This is a genomic window from Nocardia sp. NPDC004278, from assembly GCF_053602975.1.
Genome location: NZ_JBSGEQ010000030.1, coordinates 81,728 through 104,529 on the forward strand (window position 1 = coordinate 81,728; position 22,802 = coordinate 104,529).

27 protein-coding genes are annotated in these 22,802 nt (G+C 66.0%); 13 read left to right on the forward strand and 14 right to left on the reverse strand.

Going from position 1 to position 22,802, the window contains the following annotated elements; genetic code table 11:
- Positions 1-45 precede the first annotated feature (45 nt).
- On the forward strand, positions 46-1,479 hold the full coding sequence (pdxR, locus tag ACWEO2_RS33990) for a MocR-like pyridoxine biosynthesis transcription factor PdxR (RefSeq protein ID WP_452409089.1): 1,434 nt from the start codon (positions 46-48) through the stop codon (positions 1,477-1,479).
- Between the two features lie 175 nt (positions 1,480-1,654).
- Here the strand turns inward: pdxR and ACWEO2_RS33995 are convergent, their stop codons facing one another.
- Both ACWEO2_RS33995 and ACWEO2_RS34000 read right to left on the reverse strand, forming a co-directional pair.
- On the reverse strand, positions 1,655-3,400 hold the full coding sequence (locus ACWEO2_RS33995; protein ID WP_452409090.1) for a thiamine pyrophosphate-dependent enzyme: 1,746 nt from the start codon (positions 3,398-3,400) through the stop codon (positions 1,655-1,657).
- Positions 3,400-3,642, reverse strand: a complete 243-nt coding sequence (locus tag ACWEO2_RS34000; protein WP_452409091.1) for a hypothetical protein — start codon at positions 3,640-3,642, stop codon at positions 3,400-3,402. The genes ACWEO2_RS33995 and ACWEO2_RS34000 overlap by 1 nt, the downstream gene beginning before the upstream one ends.
- A 219-nt stretch (positions 3,643-3,861) precedes the next feature.
- Here ACWEO2_RS34000 and ACWEO2_RS34005 point away from each other — a divergent pair, with 219 nt between their 5' ends.
- From ACWEO2_RS34005 to ACWEO2_RS34015, 3 genes are all read left to right on the forward strand, one after another.
- Positions 3,862-4,875: a GlxA family transcriptional regulator gene (locus ACWEO2_RS34005; RefSeq protein ID WP_452409092.1), complete on the forward strand. Its 1,014-nt coding sequence runs from the start codon at positions 3,862-3,864 to the stop codon at positions 4,873-4,875.
- Between the two features lie 105 nt (positions 4,876-4,980).
- On the forward strand, positions 4,981-5,703 hold the full coding sequence (locus tag ACWEO2_RS34010; RefSeq protein WP_452409093.1) for an alpha/beta fold hydrolase: 723 nt from the start codon (positions 4,981-4,983) through the stop codon (positions 5,701-5,703).
- 398 nt (positions 5,704-6,101) lie between these two features.
- Positions 6,102-6,464, forward strand: coding sequence for a hypothetical protein (locus ACWEO2_RS34015; RefSeq protein WP_452409094.1), 363 nt, complete (start codon positions 6,102-6,104; stop codon positions 6,462-6,464).
- Positions 6,465-6,495: 31 nt separating this feature from the next.
- Here the strand turns inward: ACWEO2_RS34015 and ACWEO2_RS34020 are convergent, their stop codons facing one another.
- The gene (locus tag ACWEO2_RS34020) at positions 6,496-7,041 is read right to left on the reverse strand and encodes a hypothetical protein (RefSeq protein WP_452409095.1); all 546 of its coding nucleotides are present in this window, start codon (positions 7,039-7,041) and stop codon (positions 6,496-6,498) included.
- Positions 7,042-7,325: 284 nt separating this feature from the next.
- Here ACWEO2_RS34020 and ACWEO2_RS34025 point away from each other — a divergent pair, with 284 nt between their 5' ends.
- Entirely contained in the window at positions 7,326-7,910 is a 585-nt protein-coding gene (locus ACWEO2_RS34025; protein WP_452409096.1) for a GNAT family N-acetyltransferase, read from the forward strand.
- Positions 7,911-8,150: 240 nt separating this feature from the next.
- The gene (locus tag ACWEO2_RS34030; protein WP_452409097.1) at positions 8,151-9,320 is read left to right on the forward strand and encodes a cytochrome P450; all 1,170 of its coding nucleotides are present in this window, start codon (positions 8,151-8,153) and stop codon (positions 9,318-9,320) included.
- A gap of 235 nt (positions 9,321-9,555) precedes the next feature.
- On the opposite strand, the gene ACWEO2_RS34035 is transcribed toward ACWEO2_RS34030, so the two are convergent.
- Positions 9,556-9,849, reverse strand: a complete 294-nt coding sequence (locus ACWEO2_RS34035) for a hypothetical protein (protein ID WP_452409098.1) — start codon at positions 9,847-9,849, stop codon at positions 9,556-9,558.
- 169 nt (positions 9,850-10,018) lie between these two features.
- Between ACWEO2_RS34035 and ACWEO2_RS34040 the strand changes: the two genes are divergently transcribed.
- Positions 10,019-10,429: a pyridoxamine 5'-phosphate oxidase family protein gene (locus ACWEO2_RS34040; protein ID WP_452409099.1), complete on the forward strand. Its 411-nt coding sequence runs from the start codon at positions 10,019-10,021 to the stop codon at positions 10,427-10,429.
- Positions 10,430-10,538: 109 nt separating this feature from the next.
- Complete coding sequence (locus ACWEO2_RS34045; RefSeq protein WP_452409100.1) at positions 10,539-10,991, forward strand: VOC family protein; 453 nt, start codon at positions 10,539-10,541, stop codon at positions 10,989-10,991.
- Positions 10,992-11,089: 98 nt separating this feature from the next.
- Here the strand turns inward: ACWEO2_RS34045 and ACWEO2_RS34050 are convergent, their stop codons facing one another.
- Positions 11,090-11,998, reverse strand: coding sequence for an NAD-dependent epimerase (locus ACWEO2_RS34050; RefSeq protein WP_452409101.1), 909 nt, complete (start codon positions 11,996-11,998; stop codon positions 11,090-11,092).
- A 141-nt stretch (positions 11,999-12,139) separates the two neighbouring features.
- Here ACWEO2_RS34050 and ACWEO2_RS34055 point away from each other — a divergent pair, with 141 nt between their 5' ends.
- The gene (locus ACWEO2_RS34055) at positions 12,140-13,099 is read left to right on the forward strand and encodes a GlxA family transcriptional regulator (protein WP_452409102.1); all 960 of its coding nucleotides are present in this window, start codon (positions 12,140-12,142) and stop codon (positions 13,097-13,099) included.
- A gap of 21 nt (positions 13,100-13,120) precedes the next feature.
- Here ACWEO2_RS34055 and ACWEO2_RS34060 read toward each other — a convergent pair whose 3' ends face one another.
- Positions 13,121-13,522, reverse strand: a complete 402-nt coding sequence (locus tag ACWEO2_RS34060) for a PIN domain-containing protein (protein WP_452409103.1) — start codon at positions 13,520-13,522, stop codon at positions 13,121-13,123.
- Positions 13,519-13,782, reverse strand: a complete 264-nt coding sequence (locus ACWEO2_RS34065; RefSeq protein ID WP_452409104.1) for a type II toxin-antitoxin system Phd/YefM family antitoxin — start codon at positions 13,780-13,782, stop codon at positions 13,519-13,521. The genes ACWEO2_RS34060 and ACWEO2_RS34065 overlap by 4 nt, the downstream gene beginning before the upstream one ends.
- Before the next feature lie 396 nt (positions 13,783-14,178).
- Here ACWEO2_RS34065 and ACWEO2_RS34070 point away from each other — a divergent pair, with 396 nt between their 5' ends.
- Positions 14,179-15,147 carry a TolB family protein gene (locus tag ACWEO2_RS34070; RefSeq protein WP_452409105.1) on the forward strand — a complete coding sequence of 323 codons (969 nt, stop codon included), beginning with the start codon at positions 14,179-14,181 and terminating at the stop codon, positions 15,145-15,147.
- A gap of 186 nt (positions 15,148-15,333) precedes the next feature.
- Here ACWEO2_RS34070 and ACWEO2_RS34075 read toward each other — a convergent pair whose 3' ends face one another.
- The 3 genes from ACWEO2_RS34075 to ACWEO2_RS34085 are packed head-to-tail and all read right to left on the reverse strand — an operon-like array spanning position 15,334 to position 16,629.
- On the reverse strand, positions 15,334-15,537 hold the full coding sequence (locus tag ACWEO2_RS34075) for a DUF397 domain-containing protein (RefSeq protein WP_452409106.1): 204 nt from the start codon (positions 15,535-15,537) through the stop codon (positions 15,334-15,336).
- A gap of 19 nt (positions 15,538-15,556) precedes the next feature.
- Positions 15,557-15,763 carry a DUF397 domain-containing protein gene (locus tag ACWEO2_RS34080; protein WP_452409107.1) on the reverse strand — a complete coding sequence of 69 codons (207 nt, stop codon included), beginning with the start codon at positions 15,761-15,763 and terminating at the stop codon, positions 15,557-15,559.
- Positions 15,760-16,629, reverse strand: a complete 870-nt coding sequence (locus tag ACWEO2_RS34085) for a helix-turn-helix domain-containing protein (protein WP_452409108.1) — start codon at positions 16,627-16,629, stop codon at positions 15,760-15,762. The genes ACWEO2_RS34080 and ACWEO2_RS34085 overlap by 4 nt, the downstream gene beginning before the upstream one ends.
- A gap of 259 nt (positions 16,630-16,888) precedes the next feature.
- Between ACWEO2_RS34085 and ACWEO2_RS34090 the strand changes: the two genes are divergently transcribed.
- Genes ACWEO2_RS34090 through ACWEO2_RS34100 form a run of 3 tightly spaced genes read left to right on the forward strand, consistent with a single transcriptional unit; the run spans position 16,889 to position 17,659 of the window.
- Positions 16,889-17,086, forward strand: a complete 198-nt coding sequence (locus ACWEO2_RS34090) for a hypothetical protein (RefSeq protein ID WP_452409109.1) — start codon at positions 16,889-16,891, stop codon at positions 17,084-17,086.
- On the forward strand, positions 17,086-17,409 hold the full coding sequence (locus ACWEO2_RS34095) for a hypothetical protein (RefSeq protein ID WP_452409110.1): 324 nt from the start codon (positions 17,086-17,088) through the stop codon (positions 17,407-17,409). The genes ACWEO2_RS34090 and ACWEO2_RS34095 overlap by 1 nt, the downstream gene beginning before the upstream one ends.
- Positions 17,402-17,659: a hypothetical protein gene (locus tag ACWEO2_RS34100; protein ID WP_452409111.1), complete on the forward strand. Its 258-nt coding sequence runs from the start codon at positions 17,402-17,404 to the stop codon at positions 17,657-17,659. The genes ACWEO2_RS34095 and ACWEO2_RS34100 overlap by 8 nt, the downstream gene beginning before the upstream one ends.
- Here ACWEO2_RS34100 and ACWEO2_RS34105 read toward each other — a convergent pair.
- The 4 genes from ACWEO2_RS34105 to nirB all read right to left on the reverse strand — a co-directional run bounded on the left by ACWEO2_RS34105 (position 17,633) and on the right by nirB (position 22,800).
- Positions 17,633-18,499, reverse strand: a complete 867-nt coding sequence (locus ACWEO2_RS34105) for a sirohydrochlorin chelatase (protein WP_452409112.1) — start codon at positions 18,497-18,499, stop codon at positions 17,633-17,635. The two genes, ACWEO2_RS34100 and ACWEO2_RS34105, sit on opposite strands and share 27 nt — an antisense overlap.
- Positions 18,496-19,737 (reverse strand): uroporphyrinogen-III synthase, encoded by a 1,242-nt coding sequence (locus tag ACWEO2_RS34110; protein WP_452409113.1) that lies wholly within the window; start codon positions 19,735-19,737, stop codon positions 18,496-18,498. Before ACWEO2_RS34110 ends, ACWEO2_RS34105 begins: the two co-directional genes overlap by 4 nt.
- Positions 19,734-20,186, reverse strand: coding sequence for a nitrite reductase small subunit NirD (gene nirD / locus ACWEO2_RS34115; protein WP_452409114.1), 453 nt, complete (start codon positions 20,184-20,186; stop codon positions 19,734-19,736). The genes ACWEO2_RS34110 and nirD overlap by 4 nt, the downstream gene beginning before the upstream one ends.
- 64 nt (positions 20,187-20,250) lie before the next feature.
- Positions 20,251-22,800 carry a nitrite reductase large subunit NirB gene (gene nirB, locus ACWEO2_RS34120; protein ID WP_452409115.1) on the reverse strand — a complete coding sequence of 850 codons (2,550 nt, stop codon included), beginning with the start codon at positions 22,798-22,800 and terminating at the stop codon, positions 20,251-20,253.
- Positions 22,801-22,802 lie beyond the last annotated feature (2 nt).

Below are 22,802 nucleotides of genomic sequence, written 5' to 3' on the forward strand. Positions count from 1 at the left end.
TGACGACCCTAGGAAGAGATTGGTCTACCGATAAGATCCATTGTGATGTCGGAACATTGGCCCAATTCCGGTGTAGACCTGCACTTGGAGCTCAACGCGACAACGGGGCGGCAGTCCGGCCTGGAGAATGCGCTTCGTACCGCCATCCGCAGCGGGCGGCTGGCCGCGGAGTCGAGGCTGCCGGCAACACGCAAGCTCGCGACCGAACTGGGACTGTCCCGTGGAACCGTGCGAGCCGCCTACGACCAACTCATTGCCGAGGGCTACCTGACCGCCCGCCAAGGATCGGGCACCACGGTCGCTCGTCTTCCCCCACACCAACGAGACCCGCCCGGCCCCGACCCCGTGCCGGACCGGATTCGCCACGATCTGCGTCCAGGCGGGCCCGACGCGTGTGCCTTCCCCACCACGGCCTGGCTGCGCGCCGCCCGTCGGGCATTGACCAGCCTGCCCGCCGACATCTATCGCTACGACGATCCGCGCGGACGCATCGAACTGCGCACCGCGCTGGCCGAATATCTCGGACGCAGCCGAGGAGTGCTCGCACATCCGGACCACATCGTGATCACCAACGGCTACACCCAAGCGCTGGCACTGCTCACCACGGCACTCGGTGAAAACAGCACACCTACCATCGCTATGGAAGACCCCGGAGCCGACTTTCACCGCGCAATCGCCCGCCACCACGGAGCTGCGATCGTCCCACTTCCCGTCGACGAACACGGCGCCCGGACGGATCTGCTCACCAATCCCGAGTTCACAGCGATCGATGCTGTGGAAGTCACTGCGGCACACCAATACCCGACCGGCGCGACGCTGCACCCACAGCGCCGCCACCTGTTGGTCGCATGGGCTCGATCCCGGGGCGGCCTGATCATCGAAAACGACTACGACGGCGAATTCCGCTACGACCGCCAACCGGTAGGAGCGATCCAAGGCACCGCGCCCGACCACGTCGCCTACGTCGGCACCGTCTCCAAAACACTCGGTCCGGCACTACGCCTGGGCTGGATCGTGACGCCACCACGACTCCTCGAACCAGTCATCGAAGCCAAACGTCACGCCGACCGGCACACCGAATCACTCGGACAGCTGACCCTGACCGAACTCATCACCACCCACGCCTACGACCGGCACATCCGCGCATCCCGCCTACGCTACCGCCGACGCCGCGACCTGCTGCTCGACTGTCTGCGACCATGGTCAACCGGACCGCGCAGCACCCTCTCGATCCACGGCATCGCCGCCGGACTCAAAACGCTGGTCCGCTTCGACTCCGGCGAACTCACCGAACACCAGACCAAACGCGTCACCGCCGAATTCGACCTAGCCGTCGGATATCTCGGCGACCGGTGGCACACCCCGGGCGACCACCCCCAGGGCATCGTCCTCGGCTACAGCACCCCACCCGAACACGCCTACCCGGCCGCACTCGAAGCACTCACCCACACCCTGCGCGCCCTGCACCGAACCCGATAGCCGAAACCCACCCCACAAGCCAACTACAGTTGACTGACCGTTCGGCGGTGAATCATTCTCGGTGGTAAGCATTTCCGCATGACCAGTGCTGTCGGTGCCACATCGGTCGGTCGCCAGAACACGGCCGATGGCTTCGATGTCAGCGCCGAATTCTGCTCGGCAGCGCGCGAATCGATCAGGGGCGGGGGATGTTTCGCAGGTTCAGTCGCGCCATCTCGACGACTTCTCCGATGCCACCGGACAGTACGGTCTTGCCGAGGGTGAGGGCGAACCCGCGTGCCTCTTCGACGGTGAGGTGCGAGGGAACTTCCAGTGCGTCCGGGGTGGTGACCACGTCCAGCAGCGCGGGGCCGTCGTGCTCGAACACGGCTCGCACGGCCGCGCGCAGCTCGCCGGGTTCGGTGACGCGGCGGGTGTAGAAACCTGCGGCAGCGGCGATCGCCGCATAGTCGACTTCGTCGTGATCGGTTTCGAACGGCGGGTCACCGGCGACCATCATCTCCAGTCGCACCATGCCGAGACTGGAGTTGTTGAACACCACGACCTTCACCGGCAGCCGGTGGGTCTTGACCGTGAGCAGCTCACCCAGCAGCATCGCCAGTCCCCCATCACCGGAGAGCGAGACGACCTGCCTGCCGGGATGAGAGACCTGCGCGCCGATGGCCATCGGCAGCGCATTGGCCATCGAACCGTGCACGAACGAGCCGATCAGCCGGCGTCGGCCGTTGGGTGTGAGGTAGCGGGCCGCCCAGGTACAGCACATGCCGGTGTCGACGGTGAAAACCGCATCGACAGCGGCGAATTCGTCGACGAGCGCGGCCAGGTGCTCGGGGTGAATGGGACGGTGGGTGGCGATGTGGGTGCTGTAGGTATCGATGCTGTGCCGCAGCGCGCGATGATGTGCGTGCAGCATCTCGTCGAGGAAGGTGCGGTCGGTGCGCTGCGGCAGGCGGGGCAGCAGCGCGTCCAGGACCGCGCCGACATCGGCGACGATGCCCTGGGCCAGCGGCGCGCGCCGACCCAGCCGCACCGCGGCCAGGTCGATCTGAATGTTGTTGTGCTCGGGTAGGAAATCGTCGTAGGGAAAGTCGGTGCCCAGCAACAGCACCAGGTCCGCGGCGTGCAATGCCTCGTAGCAGGCGCCGTAGCCGAGCAGGCCGGTCATCCCCACGTCGTAGGGGTTGTCGTATTGCAGGATCTCCTTGCCGCGCAGCGTGTGCCCGATCGGGGCGCACAACCGCTCGGCCAAGCGCAGCACGCGTTCGCGGGCGTCGGCGCAACCGATGCCGCCGAAGATCGCGATGCGCTCGGCGTTCCCGATGCGTTCGACGAGCTCGGTGATGGCCCCCTCGTCGGGGACCGGCCGCGCCCCTGCCGCGATCGTCGCGTTCCCGGCGGGGCGGCCGCTGGAATGATCGGCCAGAATGTCACCCGGCAGCACCAGCACCGCGGCGCCGCGGTCCAGGACCGCACTTTGAATTGCGCTGCGGGCCAGGCGAACCACCTGGTTGGGGTGGGCGACCGTCTCGCAGTAGTGGCTGGTCTGGGCGAACAGCGCCTCGGGTTTGGTTTCCTGGAAGTAGCCGGTGCCGATCTGGCGGCTGGCGATGTGCGAAGCCAAGGCCAGCACCGGAGCTCCGGAGCGGTGCGCGTCCATCACGCCCTGGATCAGGTGGGTGTTGCCGGGCCCGCAGCTACCCGCGCACACCGCGAGGCGACCGGTCAGTTGCGCTTCGGCCGAGGCGGCGAAAGCCGCGGCCTCCTCGTTGTGCACGTGCACCCATTCGACGCGGCCGTCGCGGCGCACTGCGTCACTGAACGCATTCAGACTGTCCCCGACCAGCCCGTAAATCCGGTGCACCCCGGCCCGGACGAGTACCTCGAGCAAGTCATCGGCCACGGTTCGGCGTAATGCACCCATCAGCGTTGTCCGTCCTGGATCGCATCGGAGGGGGTGCGGTGCAGCAGGTAGGTGTGATTACCGGACAACACGAGGTCCCCGCGTTGGTTGTGGACGGTTACCTGGGTGGTGACCAGGCCATTATCGCCTTCGGGCGTGAGGCTGGGAGCGCGGAAGACTTCTCCGATCCGCAACTGCTCGAACGTGCGGGGCGGGACGACTTCGTACCGGGCAGGGTCGAACGTTGTCTCCGACGTTGTCATTTCCACTCTCCTCGGTTTCCGTTGTCGTGCACAGCAATCGGTCCAGGGGGATCTGGCCGGGTCGACGTGCACACGATCAGTTTTGGCGGAGGGGACAACGATCGCCCCGCTCGTGGGGCCACAAATCCCTGAAATCAGGACATCGGCGAATCGGCGGCCAGCGCGCGTAGGCCCTTCCGGCATCTGCGGTACCGGGACTCCTCCAGAATACTGGTGGACGTGTCATACTCGCCCACCGCAAAGTCCCCCCGCCGCATCGGCATCCTGATCTACGACGGCATCAAGATGCTCGACTTCGTCGGTCCGGCCGAGGTCTTCGTGGAAGCGAACCAGTCGACTCCGGACTATGAAGTGGTGCTGGTCTCGCCCGACGGCGCCAGCGTGCAGACCTCGATCGGCGGCCCCATCGAGGTGAGCGGCGCGGCCGGCGACGCTGGGCGATTCGACACGGTCATGATCCCCGGCAGCGAGTTGCCACCCGCACAATTCGTCACCGACAAGGTGCTGGCCGCCACCCGCGTCCTCGTGGCCAACACCCGCCGACTCGCCTCGCTCTGCAGCGGCGCGTTCGTGCTGGCCGAGCTCGGGCTGCTCAACGGCAGGCAGGCCACCACCCACTGGAAATTCGTACCGGACCTGGCGCGCAACTATCCGCAGATCGACGTGCAGCCGGACGCGATCTTCGTGCGCGACGGGAATCTGTACAGCTCGGCCGGAGTAGTGGCCGGGGTCGATCTCGCGCTCGCGCTGGTTGAGCAGGACCATGGCTCGGATGCCGCGCGGTGGGTGGCACAGTCACTGGTCGTCGACACGCAGCGTGCGGGCGGCCGATCACAGTTCTCGGCGTCGCTGACCGGGCCCGCGCCACGCAGCGCAGTCGTACGGCGAGTAGTGGATCTGATCTGTGCGGATCCGGCCTTCCCGCACACTGTGCAAACGCTGGCCGCCCACGCCCACGTCAGCCCACGCCACCTGACCCGGCTGTTCCGCACCGAGCTGGAACGCGCACCGGCGGAGTATGTCGGGTTCATCCGCTTCTGCGCCGCACGAGATCTCCTGCACGCCGGGCATTCGGTGACCGAGGCCGCCATATCCGCCGGATTCGGCAATAGCGAGGCCCTACGCCGGGCATTTGCCGCGCGCCTCGGCGTCTCGCCACAGAAGTATCAGCAGCGATTCCGCGCTAGCGGGTCGGCCACATTCGAGCACGATGCCGATGCGGCGGTGTCCTGATCCGTGGGATTCGCGGCCCGCAGCGAGGGGCGCGTCACGCATCGTCAGCCGAGAGTCATTGGTGCGCGGACTCATCCGTTGCCCACCAATGAAAAGGGGAAGCATATGGCCGCCTCGGCCCAGCCAACTGTCGTCCTGGTCCACGGCGCGTTCGCCGATGCTGGCAGCTGGTCCCCGGTGACCGAACGTCTTCTCGCACAGGATGTTCCGGTACTGGTTCCGCCGGTCTACAACCGGAGCCTTTCCGCCGACGCCGCTGCCATCCGCGCGGTCGTGGAGCGGATCGACGGCCCGGTGCTGCTGGCCGGCCACTCCTACGGCGGCGCGGTCATCACCGTCGCCGGGATGGCCGACAATGTGATCGGCTTGGTCTACGTCGCCGGATACGCGCTGGAAGTAGGCGAGAGTCTCGGCCAGCTGCAGGGCGGATTCCCGGATTCCGATCTCGCGGCCCACCTGGTGTATGCCCCGTATCCGGTCGAGGGCGGCGAACCCGGTACCGATGTGTCGGTCGAGATCGACGCGTTCCCTGCTATTTTCGCCGCCGGTGTGGATCCTGTTCGAGCCCAGGTATTCGCCGTATCCCAACGCCCGCTGTCGGCGTTCGCCTTCACCGAGCCGGCATCGGCGGCGGCGTGGCAGACCAAGCCCGGCTGGGGAATTGTCTCGACCGCCGACCACACCATCAATCCGGAGGTGGAACGCTTCGGCTACCGTCGCGCCGATCTGCGCAAGGTTGTCGAACTCGACGCACCCCACCTGGTCATGCAGACACATCCCGATGAGGTCACCGCCGTGATCACCGCGGCCCTGGCCGAACTCTCCTGACCAACACCCCGAGGCGCGCGGAACAGGTCGCTCGATCACGACGTTGGTCTGCGACGACCGGACCCGGGTGCGGATGTGCCGCAGCAGCGGGTCCGGTCCGTCGAAGGCGGTCTCTAACGTGGTAATGGTGACACCGGGCCGATATCCAGTGCCGCCGCTTCCCTATTAACTCTGTGTGTTGCAGCTGATCATGTTGCAGTACATGGAGGAAGGTGATGTCCAGGTTGTGGACGGTGCATTGGAACCAGTGGAGGATCAGTCGCCCACAGAAGCCGTTGGGACAAAGGCAGATTCGCAAGATCGCGGCACTGCTGAAGCACGATGATCAGCTTCCCGAAGCGACTCGCGACCCCGGCTCCCGCAGCCTGCCTGGCGCACACTCGAACGGGAGTTGGCCGGTGAGCATCCGCCCGCCCGCTGAGGGCTCCCTCGATCGGGAGTCGTGGCAGACGCTGATCGATGTTCTGATCGCGTGGTCCCCTGACGGTGCTGGCACCCTGTGCGTGGCGTACTTCGGCCCCGCGGTCAGCGGTGAGTTCGACACCGGAGTCACGGTCTCGGGCCCCCTCGGCGGCGCTGCGGACCTATACGACCATCCCAGCGGCGTCGGCTCACCCTCGAATCTGTGGGCCGCCGACCGATCCTGGATCACCTGGTCCGATTGGGACCTGTGCGCCACCAAGGTGGCCGGCCCGACCGAGCTGATAGAGGAACTCCAGGCGAAACCGGAACTCGAAGCGCTTCGCCTGCCCTGGTGCTGACGAACTCGACGGCGATTGTCGGTTTCCGTAGTCACGAGCACGAATGTCCGGAGCTGTCAGCACAAGGATCTCGCGGGTGCTGTGCGGCCTGCGTTTGCTCGATGCAGCGTTCGCGGACCTCGGCTTCGAGTTTCTCCACGGTGCGGCCCCAGCCGCCCTCCCATTCGTCGGCGAGGCCGTAGAGATCGCCAAGGGGAAGCGCGTGGACTTCGGCGTCGTAGTCGGCGTGGAAGACGATCTGCTCGACCTGTTGGCCGACCCATAGTGCGCTGACCTGCCCGGTCAGGTGCAGTTCGGCGATGAGCCCGAAGGCTTCACTCGCCGCGGCCGTGAGCGTCATGGGCAGTTCGACACCGGTCTCGGCCAGGGCCGCGGGCAGCAAGTCGCGCACGGCATGGGGTTCGCGCCCGTTCAGACCCGCCAGTTCCCGTAGCGCTGGGCCGTCGTGGCCGTCTGCGAGCCACTGCGCGGCCCACCAGGGGACGCGTTCGGAGGGTGCGGTGCCGAGTACGAGCCAGGCTGCGACGGTTCCCGGTGCCGGAGTCCGGCTCTCGTAGTGGTCGAAATGGCGGGCCATTGGTGATCCTCTCAACGGATCCAGGCTAAGTCCGGATAACCCCGCGACACCCGTGTGACAAAGAAGCTCGCGGCCCGCACCAAGGCATGCACACCGGGGCACCGAACACTGTCCGAGTCGAAGCAGCAAGCGGAGCAATGTCGGTCACATGACCACGATACGATCTGGCACCGACATAAAAGACGGACTCTATCTGGCAGCTGAGCGGCCGATGGTGATCTCTCGTCACGCCGGTTTTGCAACACACCCAGACTTGACATGGAAATATTGTGGGGAGGCTGACCATGGACGATGCTCTGCAAATACCGCATCTGAGAGCCACCGCAGACTTGGAACTCCGCCCGTGGTCGTTGTCTGCGGCAGACCTCGAGCTTGTTAGGGAAGCCTCTGCCGACGACCTGATTCCTATAACCACGGTGCCGGCGACCTTCTCGCGCGAGGCCGCAACGCGGTTTGTCGAACGCCAGTGGCAACTAGCGACCGATCGAACCGGATACCCGATGGTGATCGTCCGGCGACGGGACAACACACCAGTGGGAAGTATCGGCCTGTGGTTGAAGGACATCGACGAAGGCCGCGCATCGCTCGGCTACTGGGTGGTCCGCTCTGCCCGCGGCCATGGCGTCGCCGCGCATGCTCTGGCGGCAATGGCTACCTGGGCACTGGAAGAGCTGCATATCCCACGGCTCCAGCTCTATGTGGAACCTTGGAACCGCGCTTCGATCCGCACTGCGGAGAAAGCCGGTTTCGAATGCGAAGGGCTCCTCAGATCGTGGCAGAAGGTCGGCAATCGACGCCGCGACATGTTCATGTACGCGCGCCTGGCAACGGGAAGCCTCGCCGAGACGGATCGGGTTTGCACCGGTTAGACCTCAACGACCGGTTGCCGGCGGTCATGGGTGATCGTAAACCGATATCACTGCTGGCACCGTGTTCGATAGGCCCCGGCGGGATACTCGCCTCGTGGTCGACCTCCGCGGCCTCGGTTGTAAAAGTAGTTAAAATTAGTCGAGACTATGCTTGATCTGCGTTTGTACGCACAGCCAGTGGATAAATCCGCTCGAAAACATCTGATGAATCGCTCACCCTCTCTATGAGAGGACCGTCCGATGGGTTTTGCAGAGATGCGCCGGTTCCGGCGTGATCCGTTGGGTTTCCTCGAGAATCTGCGCCGGACCAGCCCGGTAGAGGTGTTCTGGCTGCCGTGGGGCGGGTGGTGTGTCGGCGATACGGGTCTGGCGCTGACGGTGTTGAGTGACCGCGCTTTCAATGCGGGGAAGTCCGGGTTCTTCGGTTCTATGCTGCCTTCGCGGTCTGCTCAGGTCGATTTCGGCCGCGCGGTGCGCGCGATTCTGCGGACGCGAACGCCCGAGTATCGCGAGTCCCTGGCGGCGGCGGTGAAAGAAATGCCCGCCGTCACCCGCTGGCCCGCAGCGGGGGTCGAGCTGGTGTATCGGTGCACCGCGGACGTGTTGCTGCACCCCGATGGTTCGCCCGAGTTGCGGCAGTTACTGGAGCGAAATGCACGCGTGGGCGCGCTTCGCCCGGCCCGAATGGCGCAGCGGGCGCGGGCGCAGCTGCTGCGCACCAAGCTGTCCACCGCGCTGAACAAGCAGATCCGGGACCGGCGCAGCGCCACCGGCCGCACTGCGGAAGCCGAACCACGGGATCTGCTCGATGCCGTGATCGGTGCCTGTCCCGACGGCGTCGCCGATACAACGGTGGCACAGCTGTATGTGCTGATGTTCCGGTCCATTGTGGGACCGCTGGGCCACTCGCTCGCGTGGTCGGTGCTGCTGGGCAGTCTCCACTCTCCCGGCTCACCATGGCCTTGGCCCGTCGACTGGGTGGTACGTGAGGCCCTGCGGCACCGGCCGGTCTCCTGGATGGTCAGCCGTCCCGTCCCCTATCCCGCCGAGTTCGGGGGGATCGCCTTCCAGACCGGCGACCTGCTGTCCGTCAGCCCCTATCTGCTCCATCACGACAACAAACACTGGACCAGACCAGGGGCATTCCAACCCGACCGCTGGATTCGACCGAGCGAACACGGCCCATTTGTGCCCTTCAGTTCCGGCCCCTTCACCTGCGCCGGCGCCGCGGTCGCCCACGATCTGGTCACCGATGCAGCCACCGCCCTCATCGAGAACAGCTCTCTGCGCGTCATCGGCGGCGGTGATACCCGCCCGATCGTGACCAATGCCGCGACCCCCAGGCCGTTCACCCTGCGGCGTACCCCACAAGCCCTGTCCGCGCCCGACCGAGCCCCAGGAAGGAGGTGACATCATGATCAAGGCATTGCGGTTCATCTTCACCAACAAGCCGACCCGTGTCTGGGACCCCGCTCAATACGGATGATTCTGCTACCGGCTGGATGGCTCGACCAACGCCAACCAGCTCTCGGTCATCGGTGGCGCCGGTCCCCCGTTTCGGAGCCGGGCCAGCCGCCGTCGGTAGGTGTGTTCCGGATGCCGGTCAATCGAGCGAACCTCGAAACCGGCAGTCGCTCTGCCGCTCTCAGGGCTTCGAGGTCAGCGAAGGGACCCGGTCCACCGGGGCGGCGCCGTGCTGCCAGACCCGCAACTGCACCGTCGCTTCGGCCAGCGCCAATTTCAGTTGTCCGTTCTCCATCCACAACCGCCGCTGGTCCGGCGACCCCTGCGCCCCGGCCGGGCCGCTTGGCACCTCGTCCAGCGCCTTGGTCCCGGCCTCCAGGAACGCCTGCTTCCACTTACCGACCGATGTCGTGCTCACCCCGCGTCGGCGAGCGGCCTCGGCGGCACTCATCTCCCCGGCCGGCACCGACAACACCACTCGCACCTTGTCCTCGACCGGAATCTTCAGCCGCCGTGATCTCGCCGCAGACCGGCTCCTTCCTGGTTCGATGTGCCCGGACCGTAAACCGAGCAACCCTGCCAGAAAGTTCGACTCGCTCGAACGAGGTAGACTCGAACATAAGTTCGAATCGAGGGGGTTGGAGATGCGGCCGCTACGTCCTGCCGAGATCGCCGGATTGCTGGCCAGCGATATCGTCGCGCACCTGGCCACCATTGACGCGGCCGGATATCCGCATGTCACGCCCATCTGGTTTCTGTGGGATCGGCATGCTTTCCGGCTCACCAGTTGGGCCGGGCGTCCGCATCTGCGGCGGATACGGACGAATCCGCGGGTCGGGTTGGTGATCGATCGGGAGGTCGGCGCGCGCGCGGACGGCCAGCGGCCGAACCGGCAGGTCCGGATCATCGGCGACGCCGAGTTGACCATCGACCCGGACGGCGTGTGGACCCAGCGCATCTGGGAGAAGTACGGCGGATCGCTGGATCAGCAGGATCGCGCGCGGGTGCTGATCACCATTACTCCCGATCAGTTCGTCGCCATCGCGAGCTTCTGAGGCGGCGGCGAAAAAATCTCGCGAGAAATCCGTGGCGATAGGTCGAAGGTGTCCGATCGGCTCCGACCAGTGGGTGACAGTAGGTCATCGACACCCCAAGGAGCCCGCCATGTCGGTCAACACCTTCCTCTGGTTCGAAAGCGACGCCGAGGAAGCCGCCGCACGCTACACCGCCCTGATCCCCAACTCCCGCATCGTCGAGGTCAACCGCCACCCCGACGGTTCGGCCTTCATCGTGGCCATCGAACTCGACGGCCACCCCTACACCCTGATGAACGGCGGGCCCGGCCACCAGTTCACCGATGCCGCCTCGATCCAGGTCGTCGTCGAAACCCAAGCCGAGGTCGATCAACTCTGGGACGCCCTGGTCGACGGCGGCGAACCCGGCCCGTGCGGCTGGCTGACCGACCGCTACGGGCTGTCCTGGCAGGTGGTTCCCGCCACCCTGCCCACACTCATGAACGGTGCGAATCCCACCAAATCCGCCGCGGTCGCCACCGCCCTGCGGTCCATGTCCAAACTCGACGTGAAGGTTCTCCAGGACGCCTACGACCAGGCCTGATACTCAACTCCGCGCACCGGGCACCCGTCTACACCTCGACTCACGGGCTGCCCGGGTACACGGCGTCCAACTCTCGATAGGTCATCGTGCGCCCACCGTCACGCCGAAACCACCTCCGCGAAGACCGTGTCGAGGTCGCTCGCGGTGACCCCGAACGTCTCCCGGATCCCTGCATCGTCAACGGTGAACTTCCGGTGCGACATGTGATAGGTCTCGAACAACTCGACCCAGAACGGATCGGTGAGGCCGAGCAGGGTCAGTTCGCGGTCGGACATCTCCGCCAGGTGCGGACTCGGGGCCGCGGCCGCGGCGGCGAAGCGTTCGGCGGCTTCGCGCAGGGTGCTGGTGATGGTCGGGGCGAGCCAGGCACGGCCCCAGGCGTTTTCGCTGTGCGTGACCGCCACCAGGGCGTCGGCGGCATCGCCGACCGCGGTGTAGGCGTGCGGCAGGTCCAGGTTCTGCGGGACCAGAGCGAGTTGGCCCGCGATCACTTTTGGCTGCACGAGCAGCGAGAACACCGAAGTGGCACCGGCGCCGAGGAACTGACCGGCCCTGACCTCGGTGACCCGCACCCGACCCGCATCGTGTGCCGCCTTGGCCTCGAGCCACATCCGGGCGCGCACCAGTCCTTTGTGTCCGGTAGCGGCCAAGGGCGAGTGATCGGTGACCACTCCGTCCACCGGGCCATAGCCGTACAGGTTGCCGAGCATCACGTAGTTCGCACCGGTCTGCTCGGCGGCCGACAGTATGGCGCCGAACAGCGGCGGCACCGTCTCCGGCCAGGTGTGATACGCGGGCATGGCGGCATTGATGACGGTCTCGGCACCCTTGGCGAGGTCGGCGAGCGCGGCCGCGTCGACGGCATCGGCCGCGATGCGCTCGATATCCGGATGCTCCGGACCCGCGCCGCTGCGGCTGATCATCCGCACCCGGTCACCGGATTCGGCCAACCGGACGGCGGTTGCCGAGGCGGTGCCGCCCCGGCCGATGATGACATGCGAAGGCATGCGACTTCCCTTCTGAGACAAGACAATTCACACAATCGGCGAAGACTTCGGAGTCGGTTGCCGATCGCGTGCCATCAACATTGCCGGGAGCGGGAGCGCTAGACTAGTGGCCGGTTAGCCATCTATCCCAAGGATCCAGCCATGAAGACCGTGGCCGTTGTCGCCGTCGCGCCGGTGAAGCCCTTCGAACTCGCCATGCCCGGAACCATGCTCGGCACGGTGACGGTGGACGGTGAGCCGTGTTATCGGATGGTTGTCTGCACCGCCGAACCCGGCGTGGTTCCCGGTGCGCTGGGCGGCTTCGATGTCGTGGTGCCACGCGGACTGGATGCGCTCGACGAGGCGGATACCGTCATCGTGCCGAGCACCGGCAGTCGCGGCACCGCCGATGCGGCCACCATCGCGGCACTGCGCAAAGCCGTCGAACAAGGCAAGCGCGTCACCTCGATCTGCAGCGGCGCATTCGTATTGGCGCAGGCCGGGCTGTTGTCCGGACGCACCGCCACCACGCACTGGGGTCTGGCCGATGAACTCGCCGCGATGTTCCCGGACGTGACCGTGCGTTCCGACGCCCTGTTCATCGAGGACGGCCCGGTGACCACCGCCGCCGGTGCCGCCGCCGGAATCGACCTGTGCCTGCACCTGATTCGCACCGACTACGGTGCGACGGTCGCCAATGCCGCCGCCCGCGCCGCAGTGGTGACACCGGTACGCCCCGGCGGCCAAGCCCAATTCGTCGACTCGCCACTGCCGCCCGAAAACGGCCTGTCACTCGCGGCCACCCGCACCTGGGCCCTGGAACGCCTCGACACTCCCCTATCCCTGGACGATCTGGCCACCCACGCCCGCACCAGCGTGCGCACCCTCACCCGCCGCTTCCACGAGGAAACCGGCCTCAGCCCGCAGAAATGGCTACTGCACCAACGCATTCAGCGCGCCCGCGAACTCCTGGAATCCACCACCCTGCCCATGGACCAGGTCGCCCGCCACAGCGGCATCGGCTCCGCAGAATCCCTGCGCCAACACATGATCCGCCACGTGGGCCTCCCCCCGAGCGCCTACCGCGCCTCCTTCACCCGCACTCCACACCGATCCGCGTAAGCAGACCCCGGGGCGGCCACGCTACACCTGAATGACAGTCCGCCCCGGCACGACAGAAGGAAATCCGATGTCCTGAGTCACGACCGGCCATCCGTGTGCCATCGCAGTCGCGGCAATCCACGAATCGTTGATCTCCATCTTCGTCCCTGCCGCCTCGAGCCGCTGTCGCAGCAGCGCCCACGCCGCCGCCACACGCTCATCGATCGGAATCGGTTGCAAGCGTTGCGCAGTTGTCAAGGTATCCAGCCTGCGGGAACGGGACTCGTCATCGACGGACATCAGCACACCCCACCGCAACTCAGCGAAGGTGACCACGCTGACTGCCGATTCCTCCGGAAGCAGGTCGATGTCGACGCGGCGGTTACTTTCGCGCGCGATAAATACCGGATTGTCGAGCAGGCCGATGCTCATGTGCTCGCTCACCGCCACAGACCTGCGGTGTCGTCCGTGGTCTCGGTCGACTCATCCGCAAGCTGATCACGCAGACCTGGATCGGCGAGCGGCAGATCTGCGAAGAATGCCCGCGTCGCCACAGTGGCCGGATGCTCGCGGCGAGGCACCAAGAGGGCGACCGGACGCTCGTTGACGGTGACTTCGAGGGTCTCACCCGCCTCGACTCGCCGCAGCACCTCACTGACGTGATTGCGCAGTTCACGCACCGAAACCCGCTCAGGCTGAGACATGAATTCAGTGTGGCATTTTTGCTACACCGTGCTACGGCTTATCGGTTCGCAATCGAATAGCACGTGCACGAGCCAACTCTCGGGCGGTAGAGGGAATGCCCCGCCCGAGCACTGACTCCGGCCGTGGCCGAGTCTGGACCATTCTGCCGCACCGGCTCGAGCAGATCGCATAGCAGATGACGACCTCGCAGACGGTAGAGGTTGTGCGAGGTAGTGACAGCTTGTTTGGGAGGTCAGGCCAGGGCGCGTGTCGGCGGCGACGCGGGCGCCGACGGGATTCCCAGGACCGGTAAGGCATGCAGGCCGGGTCCGGGGACGATGCTCGATATGTCGAGCAGTCATCTCAGGCCCACGCGGTGGGCCGATATCGCTCAGCGGACCAGCAAAGTGATCGGCATGGTCGGGACACGAAGCCGATTGGTGCGGGCCGTCGCCGTCACCGTTGCCGTGTCGGGGCTGGCCATCGGCTGCGGTGCGGATCTCGACCGGTCGCCGTCTCCGGGCAAGATCGTATTCGCTGGTGACCGGAACTCGATCTTCGTGATGAATGCCGACGGGACCGGGGTCACCCGCATCAGTTACGGCGCCTGTCCGAGCTTCGCCCCCGATGGCTCGAAAATCGTCGTCGGCGGGTACACGATCGCGGTCATGGATCCCGACGGCAGCAATGTCAGGAAACTCACCCACGGTGCGTCCACCTACCCCGCGTTCTCCCCCGACGGCACCAAGATCGCGTTCACGCGTGGTCATATCGTCTACGTGATGAATGCCGATGGCGGCGAGCCGAAGCAACTAAACCCCGACCCCGAACCGACCGGCCCCGTCACCAGCATCGACACCCCTTACGGCCCCATCCCCCTTCCAGCCCCGTACTTCCCGGTCGCGAACCCTGACGTCGACGGATCGACGGATCGTCCCGCATTCTCACCGGACGGTTCCAAGATCCTGTTCGCCCCCTCCTCCGGAGTCATCTGGGTGATGGCATCCGACGGAACCGGTGCACGGCCGCTGCTGCCGGACGATCCGAATACCAATCTCGCGCCGGTCTTCACCCCGGACGGAGCCGGGATCGTCTTCACCAGCTATCGCGCTCACAATGGCCGGTCCGGGATCTACGTGGTGGATGTCGATGGTCACAACATCCGACTGCTCAACGACGACGCGGCCTACCCGTCGTTCTCGCCGGACGGCACGAAAATCGTCTACACCCGATTCACCCCTGATCCAGCGTCCGACCAGGGAGCCGAGTTCCAGGAATTCTGGGTGATGAACCGCGATGGCAGCAACCCGCACCGTCTCACCGATCCGAAACAGTCTGTGCAGCACGCTGTTTGCGGCAGTTGGGGCAGAGGAACCGATTCGTGATCGGGCCACGGAAGCGGCCACCCTCTCCGGACAGTCGGAACTCGGTCCGCCCGGACCTAGTCGGCGAACCACAGCTCGCCAACGCGAGCGCCCGCAACGTTCCCACGGAACGGACACCGTAAGTCCAGAGCAAAGGGACGCCCCGCCCGAGCACTGGCTCAGGCGGGGCGCATCTCTCGAATTGCGTTAGGGGCGCTCGAATTCGCCACCACTCACGCCAGCGGTGAACGCATCCCATTCGGACGGCGTGAAGACGAGCGCCGGGCCGCCGGGGTTCTTCGAATCACGAACACCTACGTGCCCCTCGATGAAGGCGACTTCGATGCAGTCCTTGCCTCCACCGCTGCGGCTGCTCTTGAACCACTTCGCCCCAGACACATCAACATTCACGCCAGGAATTCCTGTCGGGTCAGCGGTGCTCGAACTCACCATCGTTCACACCAGCGGTGAAGGCCGACCATTCGCCAGAGGTGAACACAAGCGCCGGACCCGTCGGGTTCTTGGAGTCGCGAACACCGACAATACCGCCATCGAGGAACGCAATCTCCACGCATTCCGCATTCGCCCCGCTGCGGCTGCTCTTGAACCACCTGGCACCGGATAGATCGATGTTCACCTCAAATGCTCCTTTGCTACCCGCCGGAGCAGGCTCCTGCTGCTGGCCTCATCCAGCGCGGCTCGCTCCATGGCCTCGTACGCCTCAGCGTACCGCCGCAGGCTGGCGGACTTCTCCATGTACAAATCCCCGGCGAACGTCTCGGCGTACACCACAGTGCGTGCGTCCTCGCCAAACCTCAAGACGACAAAGGACCCGAGAGAAACGCCGAGCGGGATGCCCGCCGTGAAGGGAAGTACCCGCACGGTGATGTTGGGCCGGGTGCTCATATCTGCGACGTGACGCAGTTGGGGATCCATCACTTTGCCACTGCCTACGACACGGCGAATCGCGCCTTCGTGAATGATGACCCCGAACGTAATCGGGTTAACCTTGCGCGTAATGAGGCGCTGCCGCCGCATCTTCAGCTGGACGCGACGCTCGATCTCCTCGGCCGCCTCGAGCGGAAACGCGCTCCGCATGAGCGCGCGGGCATAGTCAGGTGTCTGCAACAGGCCAGGGATCATGTCAGGTTGGTACGAAGCGATCTCTTGGGCAGCGGCCTCCAACCCGAAGTACATGACAAAGCTTGCCCGGACCGCGTCCTCGTACTCATGCCACCAGTTCTTCGAATTGGCTTGCATAGCAAGCCCTTTCATTGCATCGGTCTTTTCCTCGTTGAACTGATACAACTGGCAGAGCGCCTCGATCTCCAGCGGCTGAAGCTTTTTCGTAATCCCCTTCTCGATCCGCAGCAAGGTCGGGGCCGAGCGGTTGATGTGCTCGGCTGCCTTGGCAAGGCTCATACCCTGCTCCTCGCGGGCCTCTCGAAGGTACTGGCCGAGCTGACGCTTCGGCAAAGACTGCGGTTCGCGCGTTTCACCCATACCCATCTCCCCTTCTGTGACGTTTCAATTTGAAGCAGCATCGCGAATATGTGTAATCCGCGCAGGCTCTTTACGGAACTTCCCACGAAATTTCAGAACGGGCGCTCCGGGCTGCTTGCTCGGTGGTCTGCTGAGTGTGCGCCCAGCAGGGAGGACGGCCACCTCGCCCCTCGAGCAGTCCACTTCCGCCCCGAAGATATCCAGGTTTGCTCGGGCCCGGGCGCAAACCTACAACCATCAAGGTCCGGGAGGTCGGCAGATGCCGAAACATGATCTTCCCCAACGAGATCCATTCATCGGTCCGCCCACCAGCTACGTCGGTGCGTCGGCCGAAGTGGTCGAGTTGTTCGCCCATGCGATTCACGAGTGGGCAGCGCAGATCACGCCCGCCGAGTCGTCCCGGTGCCGGGGTGTCGATTCCCCCGGCATCGGGCGTGCCAGCAGGGAGGTGCTGTGATGCGGCGAGATATGTTGCGCACCACCCGCACTCGAGATGGGGACAAGGTTGCGGTCTGGCAGCTGGTCAGTAGTTCGGCGCGCGTGCTGCGGGTGCAGTTCCCCCGCGAGTCGTTCATCGCGCACCGGCTTCCGTCGCGCACGCCACTTCCGGAGGTGCAGCCCGGAACAATCCTGTTCGACGTGAATCCGGATCTGGCCGACGCGCGCGAGTTGCTGCCCGCGCACGACGACCTCTGGGACGTGGTGCGCAATGACTACTGGACCGCGCTGCTGCGCGCGGCAGATCTCCCGAACTCGTTGGGGCACAACGCAGATGAATGAGATCCAGTCCCACGCAAACGAAATCTCACGCGCCGTAAAGACATTGCTCAACGCCTTCCACGAAGACACCGGACGCAAACTGGAACTGGCTCCCACCAATAGCGTCACGCTGTGTCAGCTCGCGGACGGCTCACTATGTGTGGTGGGTGCAGACGGCTGGCTCATCGAGTACGACGACCTGGACGAAACCGACGTAATCGATGTCAATTGCCTCGCCTATGCGCTACGCCCCTCTGACTTCCACAGGTAAAGCGTTGGCCCGCATCAGTTCTCGGGCGGCGATGCGGTAGCGGTCGGCGATCAGACGGACGACAGCCGGGTGCACACCGATCGGCTCGGCAACACCATCGGCTCCAGCCTCATGCAGGCGCTGCTGGAACAAGCCGTGGGCCAGCAGATACGACGCGATAAAGACGCGCTGCGCACCCGACTCACGAAGTTCAGCGACAACTTCCGGCACCCGCGGGGCTCCGGTGGCGACATAGCCGATGCGAACCGGCGCACCGAGATGTTCGGCCAGCATGGCCGCCGCGCGCCGAACAGCTTGGCGCGCACGGGTATCCGATGATCCGGCCGCCGCGAAGACCACCGCATCACCCGGCCGCCATCCGGCGGCACGCAGCCGCATGGCCATAATGCGGGCCAGGGCCGGATCCGGTCCCATCGCGGGCGTGACGGCGACCCCGGGATGACCGCTCTCCGCCACCTCGCGCGGCACATCCTGATAGACGTGATATCCGGAGGCGAGAAATGCCGGAACCACCACGGCGGGAACCGATTCCCCCTCGGCATCGGTCAGATCGCGCAGCACCTCGGCTGGCGATGGACCGAGCACATCCACGAAAGCGGTACGCACCCAAGGCTTCTCGTCGGTCTCCGCCCCGCGGACGACGGCGCGATGTTCGCCGACCGGAGCCGTACCGGCGCAAGCCTCGCCGCCGCCCGAAATCGCGGCGCCGTGCTCCCCCACCCCGCCGGCTGCCATCCCTCTGAGCTCCCTTGTCACCGCCTCGGCGAGCGCGGCGATCATCTGCACACCCCTGGTACTCCTGGTGCCGTGTGCGACCAAGACCAGGGCCGGAGCCGTCACCAGCTCCCCGCCGTCTGGGCGTACCTCGGCGCACGCGCCGGGGTTGCGATACCGGCGACCCGCGGAGGTTCGGTAGCCACGGTGCGCGGGAAGTCGTCGGCGCATTCCGCGGCGTCCAGCGCGAGTCGGTAGCCCCGTTTGACCACGGTCTGAATGGCTTTCGGCGTACCCAGCCCCGCGCGCAGCCGCGCGATCGCGGTCTCCACGGCATGGGTGTCGTCACCGCCGCCGGGCAGCGCCGCGAGCAGGTCCTCCCGGGAGACGACCCGGCCGGGCTGCCGTGCCAGCGACCGCATCAGCGCCATCGGCGCCGGTGCGAGCTGACGCACCGAACCGTCGACCACCACGCAGGCACCGCGCACGCTGATCGTATGTCCGGCGGCCTGAATGCGATTGGCGCGCCGCGGCAATTCCTCGGCGACGTGCCGGGCCAGCGCACCGAGCCGGGCGCGTCCCGGCATCGAGGTCGGCACGCCGAGTTCCTCCAGCGGTGCCGCGGTGATCGGTCCGACGCAGGCGGGCAGCACCCGGCCGCGCAGGCTGTGCAGCACACTCTCGAGCAGCCCGGTTTCCTTGGCGCGCATCAGCATCGACGCGACGGCGGGCGCACTGGTGAAGGTCACACAGTCCAGGCTGGAGGTGACGATGGCCTCGATGAGCTGGTCCATCGGACCCTGATCATCCGGCGGCACCCAGCGATACACCGGGACAGGAACGACATCCGCACCCGCGCAGCGCAATACCTCACAGAAGTCCGGTACCGGCTCCCATTCCGTTGTCGCGCCGTGCAATTGGACCGCGATCCGCACGCCCTCCACGCCCTCGGCGAGCAGATGGTCGAGCACCTCCGCGGAGGATTCCGAGGCCGGAGACCACTCCTCGCGCAGTTCGGCGGCGCGGATGGCGCCCTTGGCCTTCGGTCCGCGCGCCAGCATCCTGGTCGCGCCCAGCGTCGTGCGCAGATCCTCGGCGATGCCCCAGCCCTCGGCCGCTTCCATCCAACCGCGGAAGCCGATGCCGGTGGTGGCGACCACCAGTTGCGGTGGATCGGCGACGATCTCGCGGGTCACCCGCTCCAGCTCGTTGTCATCGGCCAGCGGAATGATCCGGATCGCGGGGGCCGCGACAATACCGGCACCCCGTCGAACGAGCAGCGTAGCGAACTCGTCGGCCCGCCTGGCCGCGGTGACGCCGACCGTGAATCCGGCCAGACAGGCGCCCGTATCGATTGTTGTCATGCCGATCCACCGTCCATGGCGTCGAGTCCGGCGGCGACCGGCTCATTGGATACCGAAACGATGCCGTCGTCGACGCGCACCGCGTAAACCGGCAGCGCTGCCGAATCGTCGTCCAGGCAGCGCCCGTCCAACAGCGAGAAGGCCTGCTTCAGCAGCGGCGACGCGACGACGGGGAGCCCGCCGCGATCGCCGACGATCCCGCGCGACATGACCGCCGCCCGGCCGATCGGATCGATATTGCCGACGGCGTACAGGGTGCCGTCGGTCAGCAGGAACAGCGCGGCCTGACGGCCGCCTTTCAGCAATACCGCGACGCCGCGGCCGGGGATCAGGTAGTCGAGTCGGCACGCCTGCGTCCAACCCGAGGGGGATGGCAAGTCGGCGGAGCCGACGGGGTGGGTAAGCACAGTGGTAGCTGCGGCTATGCCGGGGGTGTCCATCACGGTCATCGGTGTCATCCTCCAAACGCCTTACCCATTGGTACCGGCGCCCTGTTTCTTCGGGGTTAAGCGGCTATTGCCCGCGTGTGGCGACCGGGACGTCCGGCATGCCCAACAAGACGGGCACCTTCCGTTCCCCGCTCTCATCGAACGAAATGGTCGGATCGGCCGCTTCGGGGGCATTGACAAAGGACACGAAGCGCGACAACTTCTGCTCGTCGTCGAGCACCGCGGCCCATTCGTCGCGGTAGCCAGCGACATGCTGGGCCATGGCCGCCTCCAGATCGTCGGCGATGCCGAGACTGTCCTCGCAGATGACCTGCTTCAGGTAGTCGATACCGCCCTCGAGCGATTCCTGCCACGGCGCGGTGCGCTGCAGCCGGTCGGCGGTGCGCACGTAGAACATCAGGTACCGGTCGATGTACTTGATCAGCGTCGCGTCATCGAGATCACCGGCGAGCAGTACCGCATGCTTCGGGGTCAGACCGCCGTTGCCGCCGACGTACAGGTTCCAGCCGTGCTCGGTCGCGATGACGCCGACGTCCTTGCCACGGGCCTCGGCGCATTCCCTGGCGCAGCCCGAGACGGCCAACTTCAGCTTGTGCGGCGAGCGCAGGCCGCGGTAGCGCTTCTCCAGCAGTACCGCCATGCCGACCGAATCCTGCTGGCCGTAGCGGCACCAGGTGGAACCGACGCAGCTCTTCACGGTGCGCAGCGATTTGCCGTAGGCGTGGCCGGACTCCATGCCCACATCCACCAGCCGCTTCCAGATCAGCGGCAGCTGTTCGACCCGCGCGCCGAACAGGTCGATCCGCTGACCGCCGGTGACCTTGACATAGAGGTCGAATTCCTTGGCGATCTGGCCGATGGTGATCAGCTGATCCGCGGTGACCTCACCGCCGGGCATCCGCGGCACCACCGAATAGGTGCCGTTCTTCTGCATATTCGCCAGGAAGTGGTCATTGGTGTCCTGCAGCGCGGCCTGTTCGCCGTCGAGGATGTGCTCGCTCGAGGTCGAGGCCAGGATGGAGGCGACCGTCGGCTTGCAGATATCGCAGCCGGTGCCCTTGCCGTGCTTGGCGATCAGGGCGGAGAAGGTGCGAATGCCGGTGACCTGGACGATCTGGAACAGCTCGGCGCGCGACTGCGAGAAGTGCTCGCACAGCGCCTTGGACATCTCCACACCGGACTGCTCGAGCAGCTTCTTGAGCATGGGCACGCAGCCACCGCAGGAGGTACCCGCGGACGTGCACTTCTTGATGCCCGGGATATCGCAGGCGCCCTCTTCGATGGCCCCGCAGATCGCGCCCTTGGAAACGTTATTGCAGGAGCAGATCTGGGCGTCGTCGGGCAGCGAATCGGCCCCGAGCTCGGCACCCGCCGGGGAGATCAGCGCGGCAGGTTCGGCGGGCAGCGGACGCCCGACCAGCGGACGCAGCGCCGAGTACGCGGTCGCATCGCCGACCAGAATGCCGCCGAGGAGGGTCTGCGCGTCATCGGAGACAACGAGTTTCGCGTAGGTGCCCTTTGCGGCATCGTGCAGCACCACCGATAGCGCGCCATCAGTGCTGCCGTGCGCGTCACCGAAGCTGGCCACGTCGACACCGAGCAGCTTCAGCTTGGTCGACATATCCGCGCCAGGGAATTCACCAGCGCCACCGAGCAATCGGTCCGCGACGATCTCGGCGGTGGTGTAGCCCGGAGCGACCAGGCCGTAGCAAACGCCTTCCACCGCGGCGCATTCGCCGATCGCGTAGATATTCGGATCCGAGGTCCGCAGACCCAGATCGGTAATGATGCCGCCGCGCGGACCGACCTCGATGCCGCTGTCGCGGGCGATCTGGTCGCGCGGGCGGACACCGGCGGAGAAGACCACGAGTCCGGCCCTGATCACCGACTCGTCGGAGAGCGTAATCGTCAGGCGCTCAGCCGTTTCCGCGGCCGGATCGGCTTCGATCGATGCGGTGCCGACACCGGTGTGCACATGCAGTCCGAGGTCGGTGACCAGCTTCTCCAGGATGGCGCCGCCGCCCTCGTCGACCTGGGCGGGCATCAGGCGGGCATTGAACTCGACCACATGCGGTGTCATGCCGAGCAGCCGCAGCGCATTGGCCGCCTCCAGCCCGAGCAGACCACCACCGACGACCACGCCGACCGCACCGGGTCCGGCCGCGGCGGCGGCCACGCGGATGCCGTCGAGGTCTTCAATGGTCCGGTAGACGAAGCATTCCGGCTGATCGTGGCCGGGCACCGGCGGCACAAAGGGGTACGAGCCGGTCGCCAGCACCAGCGCGTCGTAGGCGATGGTGTCGCCCGCCGACGTGGTGACCTTGCGGGCCTCCCGGTCGATGGTCTGCGCGGCCTGACCGAGCCGCAGCTCGACCAGGTCGTCACCGGCGTACTCGTTGCCGGGCAGGGCGAGCGCGCTGGCTTCCCAGTTGCCGACGTAGGACGAGAGTCCGACGCGGTCGTAGGCGGGCAGCTTTTCCTCACTGAGGATGACCACCTGCCACTGACCGGCCTCGTCCCGGGACCGCAGCGCCTCCACGAATCGGTGCCCGACCATGCCGTGGCCGACGACCACGGCGGTCTTGCGCAGGGTGGGGTCGACTGTCGAGTTCATGA